Below are 4,371 nucleotides of genomic sequence, written 5' to 3' on the forward strand. Positions count from 1 at the left end.
GTCAATCAATACGGACATTGGGCAGAGTATTACGCACCCGACCGCACCAGCCTAAGAGCCTATTTGTATGGTAGTGTCAATCAAATAGTAGAAATCCCCAAACATTAAACGACTATGAAAGGAACAGAACATTTTACGCGAGCAATAGCCGAGTATCTCAATCAGCGTGCAGCGACAGACCATTTGTTTGCACCCAACTTGATGAAGCCTAACAAGAGCATCGAGGAGTGTGTAACCTACATCTTGAACCAAGTGCAGGCGAATGGCTGCAATGGCTTTGAGGACGATGAAATCTACTCAATGGCGGTACACTACTATGACGAGGATGAAATTGAAGTAGGAAAGGAAATCACTTGCAGAGTGGCAGTAAATCATATTGTGGAACTCACAGAGGAGGAGAAAGCCGAAGCAAGGCAAGAAGCCATCAAGCAGTACCAACGTGAGGAACTTGCCAAGATACAGAGCCGTAACGCACGAGTGAAGAAAACCGAAAGCGCAGCACCCCAAACACAACCGTCACTATTTGATTTTTAAGCCTATGAAACCAAGAAACAAATATGAGAAGGCAGTCCTTGCCGAGAGTAAGCACCTTCGCCCGATAACCAAGACACAGAGCAAATGGGCATTCCGTGAATGTATAGACCATTTCGCCTACCGACTGCCCAAAGGTCGCACAACGTGTATGGATTGTGGGCATAGTTGGACAATAGAAAAGCCTACGGACACTTGCACCTGCCCCCATTGCGGGGCAAGGTTGCAGGTCAAGGAAACCTTTCAACGCAAGATAAGACAAAAGCAATATTTCACGATACTTACCACTTACGGAGAATACCAAATACTAAGAATGTTCCTCCTTTCTGTGGAAATGGAGAAAGGTTGCAAGGCATCTTCATATACCTTTGAAATCGGTCAGTATTGGTGGAACGCACAAGGAAGAAAAACGATTATTGCTGTTCAACGAACATTAGGCAGATACATTGACACCTTTTCTTTCTGTTCGCCAATGGCAGTACGCAACGACAACGAAGCCTACCGCTATATATCGTACTCACCGATATATCCCAAGTTCAAGGTTACGGACACACTTCGCAGAAATGGTTTTGAGGGAAACTTCCACAATATAGTGCCTACCGAACTTATACCGGCACTGCTTTCCGATAGCCGTGTGGAAACCTTGTTGAAGTCGGGGCAAATCCCGCTACTCAAATTCTTCATGCACAATGGTCGAAGAAGCATTGATAGCTATTGGGCATCTATCCGCATCTGTTTGCGAAACGGCTACCATATAGAGGACGGAAGTCTATGGTGTGATATGGTGGATATGCTCAATCAATTAGGCAAGGATATTCACAATGCCAAGTATGTTTGCCCCACCGACCTTAGAACAGCACACGACCATTACCAAGCCAAGCGCAGAGCGATGAGAGAGCGTGAGAACATTATCAAGAAGCGCAAGGAAGCGATGGAAGCCGAACAAGCATACAAGCAACTCAAAGCAAAATTCTTTGGCATAGAGTTCACTGACGGCATTATCCGCATCCACGTTTTGGAGAGTGTGCAGGAGCATTTAGAGGAAGGCACGGCAATGCACCATTGCGTATATGATGCACGCTATTACAGCAAACCGCAGTCGCTTATCTTCTCTGCCACAAAGGACGGAGAGCGCATCGAAACCATCGAGGTATCATTGGAAACGATGAAAGTGGTGCAAAGTCGTGGAGTGTGCAACAAGAACACCGAGTACCACGAGCAGATACTCGCCTTGATGCAGAAGAATATGAGAATGATAGCACAGAGAGCAACCGCATAACAATCCTATAATAACAACGATTATGGCGACATACAAGACAATAGAGAAAATTCCAACGTGGAGTTTAGGCTACCTTATCAATGGAGATAGTACAGGACTGACAGACGAAGAAATCGCACTCGCAGACCAATGGAGTAAGGACACCAAAGCGGAGGTTATATCGCCCCACACAGACATAGAGGGGAATATGCAACCTTATTTTACCCACGTGCCAGCCTTTGGACTACCCACCGAGGTAGAGGACTGCACCCTTATTTGCAGAGAGTAAATAAAAACATCAACCTATAAACGACAACAATATGAAAGTACATGTAGAAGGCATTATTCATAATTTTTCGAGCAAAGCTCTCAACAACTCGTGGGCAGATGAAATACCCATCATCATCGTGAGAGTTATCAATGCCATAAGCATAGCCGAGAGCAAGGAGGAGTTGCAGACCGCACTCCTCCAAATCTCCCAAGAAACGGAACTTGACAAGTTTTTTGTCTATGGTTACGGCGCACATCATTTTTGGCTAACCCACCGTTAGCTATCGAATGGTGAACCAATGGAACACAGATTACTAATCGCTGAGTTTTGAAAATATGGAAAGGAAAGTTTACAGAGTACGCACCCAATACGTTTTTGAAGGTGTGTTTGAGGTTGTAGCCACAGACCGAGAAGAAGCCGAGCGCAAAATCCTTGAAGATTGTGGAATGGTGATGGGCAGAGGAATACACAGCACGCTGCCCGATGAACACATCAACTGGGCTTTTAATACCCACCCCGAAGAGCGGATAATTGAAACAACCGAAAATCCCTAACACAATGAGCCACGCAACCTTAAAAATTGCGTGGCTTCTTTTCTTTCTCTTTGAACGAGCAGGCGACCAAAGAAAAGAAGCAAAAGAAAGTCGCAGAAAAGTACCTTTTAGTTGATGACGTTTGGCATAATATCACTCCAATTAGTCGCTAAGAATTCTTTAGTTGTCCGTGGAATAGCGAACCGTTTTTTGCAGGTTTTGAATTTGTTACACATAAGAAAGTTGTTGAAATGACTTAAATAGAATGGGTTCTTAGTTTTTTTTAGTTCTTTCTTAAATTTATTCGCAAAAACTTTCTTTTCTTTCGATGAATATATAAAACCACGCTTAGCTTCTCCCTCCATAATGGTATCGCTGATCCTTTTTTTTATAGCATCAGGCGTAAACTGAGTTTCAAGATAATTTTTATAAATTCTTCTAAAGAGTTCTGGTGCATTTACAAAAGAGTATTCCTGGGGCCTATCTGGATTTGCTCTAAAAAGGCACTGCAAAGATTTCGTAATATCGAATGATTGTAAAAACTCATCGTAGAATTCACTGTAGCTTATGTATATATCATCATTTTGTAAGGCATATAAAGAGCCTATTATCCCAAAGAAAGGTGATGGTTCTTCCAATAAGGTGTAATACAAGATGTCCATACCGAAACAAATCCCCATGGTTATCAATAAATTGTTCTGAGTTTCGATATTTATGCACCGCATATCTGATACGAAGTTGCTCCAAGGTATCAAATCTTTGTTAGCCAGTACAAGACCATCATGGTTGCTACTTCCATGTAATTCAAAATGAAGAATAGGAATTACATGGTTATCTTTGGTCTCTTGTTTTATTCTTTTGATAATATTGACCCAATCTTCTAATGAAAGAACCTGTACATACTCTGTAGCTAAATCACTATGACAGTAACTTCGTCTCTTGATAATATCATCGTACAATTCTTTACCAGTTTGACGCTCATCTTGTAGAGATTCTACGACGTAAATTTTATTAAATCTGAAAAAATCCATAAATCAAAGTTTTTATTTCAACAAAATTACTCATTCATAATTAGAAAGACAAATAAATCAACAAGAAACTACCGCTTATGATTCGATAAACTTGCACACACCTTTACCTTACATCTACAAGATTTTAGATACTCCTTGTAGAGATTTCTTCCATTATCTTCTATCTTGCGTAGTAGTGGGATTGGGAATCTTCATAAGCCAATACACGGCTCCACACCTATATGATATGATATCACGTCAATGTAAACTATAAAGCGTATTATAAAAAACTAAAATCATTATTATTGGCAATTGAAGAGACGAGGTAGAAGTTGTACTTTTGCAAAATAAGAATAGATGTATCAAGGTATATAGAACAGCACAAACTCCACCTGTCTGCGTTTAACTAATCCACTCAAAACTTTTCCCTTATATCGGCAGAACGAAACATACTCTCGATAGAAGCTCCTGTCTCCAGCTTCAATCTTTCGCAGTAGCTTACTCTTTTGGTGCTTACCATAACCAAGCAATCGCCCTACACCCACATTATAGGCAAGCAAGGTCAGCAGCAGCGCATCCTTGCCATAGCCTTTGAAGTGTTCAAAGCATTTCCAAAGGTCGGCACGGAGTAGGGAGTCCGCCTGCCGCTCTATCATATTCGCTGTGAAACGCTCTCCCCGTTGCAGCTGATGATTATCCGAAATTTCGGATAAGCATCATTATCCTAACCTTGATATTATCCTAACTTTATATTGCAAATGATTGAAA

7 protein-coding genes are annotated in these 4,371 nt (G+C 41.5%); 5 read left to right on the forward strand and 2 right to left on the reverse strand.

All coding sequences use genetic code 11. The annotated features are described in order from the left end of the window. Positions 1–114: 114 nt before the first annotated feature. The 5 genes from HMPREF9304_RS07550 to HMPREF9304_RS07570 are packed head-to-tail and all read left to right on the forward strand — an operon-like array spanning position 115 to position 2,614. Entirely contained in the window at positions 115–534 is a 420-nt protein-coding gene (locus tag HMPREF9304_RS07550; protein WP_036927959.1) for a PcfK-like family protein, read from the forward strand. 4 nt (positions 535–538) lie between these two features. Next, complete coding sequence (locus HMPREF9304_RS07555; protein ID WP_036927961.1) at positions 539–1,810, forward strand: PcfJ domain-containing protein; 1,272 nt, start codon at positions 539–541, stop codon at positions 1,808–1,810. A gap of 22 nt (positions 1,811–1,832) precedes the next feature. Next, on the forward strand, positions 1,833–2,078 hold the full coding sequence (locus tag HMPREF9304_RS07560) for a DUF6926 domain-containing protein (RefSeq protein WP_004338370.1): 246 nt from the start codon (positions 1,833–1,835) through the stop codon (positions 2,076–2,078). A gap of 31 nt (positions 2,079–2,109) precedes the next feature. Continuing rightward, positions 2,110–2,340, forward strand: a complete 231-nt coding sequence (locus HMPREF9304_RS07565; protein ID WP_052046011.1) for a DUF8466 domain-containing protein — start codon at positions 2,110–2,112, stop codon at positions 2,338–2,340. A 55-nt stretch (positions 2,341–2,395) separates the two neighbouring features. After that, positions 2,396–2,614 carry a hypothetical protein gene (locus HMPREF9304_RS07570; RefSeq protein WP_036927963.1) on the forward strand — a complete coding sequence of 73 codons (219 nt, stop codon included), beginning with the start codon at positions 2,396–2,398 and terminating at the stop codon, positions 2,612–2,614. A gap of 107 nt (positions 2,615–2,721) precedes the next feature. On the opposite strand, the gene HMPREF9304_RS07575 is transcribed toward HMPREF9304_RS07570, so the two are convergent. Both HMPREF9304_RS07575 and HMPREF9304_RS07580 read right to left on the reverse strand, forming a co-directional pair. Continuing rightward, positions 2,722–3,624, reverse strand: coding sequence for a hypothetical protein (locus HMPREF9304_RS07575; RefSeq protein ID WP_036895245.1), 903 nt, complete (start codon positions 3,622–3,624; stop codon positions 2,722–2,724). Between the two features lie 341 nt (positions 3,625–3,965). Continuing rightward, complete coding sequence (locus HMPREF9304_RS07580) at positions 3,966–4,307, reverse strand: glycoside hydrolase family protein (RefSeq protein WP_081953672.1); 342 nt, start codon at positions 4,305–4,307, stop codon at positions 3,966–3,968. Positions 4,308–4,371: the final 64 nt, after the last annotated feature.

The sequence above is a fragment of the Hoylesella timonensis S9-PR14 genome, assembly GCF_000762405.1.
Classification (GTDB): domain Bacteria; phylum Bacteroidota; class Bacteroidia; order Bacteroidales; family Bacteroidaceae; genus Prevotella; species Prevotella timonensis_A.

Bases quoted from the DNA above. Each gene is read 5' to 3' on its own strand.
- HMPREF9304_RS07550 (WP_036927959.1), top strand. From the start codon at position 115: ATGAAAGGAACAGAACATTTTACGCGAGCAATAGCCGAGTATCTCAAT.
- HMPREF9304_RS07555 (WP_036927961.1), top strand. From the start codon at position 539: ATGAAACCAAGAAACAAATATGAGAAGGCAGTCCTTGCCGAGAGTAAG.
- HMPREF9304_RS07565 (WP_052046011.1), top strand. From the start codon at position 2,110: ATGAAAGTACATGTAGAAGGCATTATTCATAATTTTTCGAGCAAAGCT.
- HMPREF9304_RS07575 (WP_036895245.1), bottom strand. From the start codon at position 3,624: ATGGATTTTTTCAGATTTAATAAAATTTACGTCGTAGAATCTCTACAA.
- HMPREF9304_RS07560 (WP_004338370.1), top strand. From the start codon at position 1,833: ATGGCGACATACAAGACAATAGAGAAAATTCCAACGTGGAGTTTAGGC.
- HMPREF9304_RS07570 (WP_036927963.1), top strand. From the start codon at position 2,396: ATGGAAAGGAAAGTTTACAGAGTACGCACCCAATACGTTTTTGAAGGT.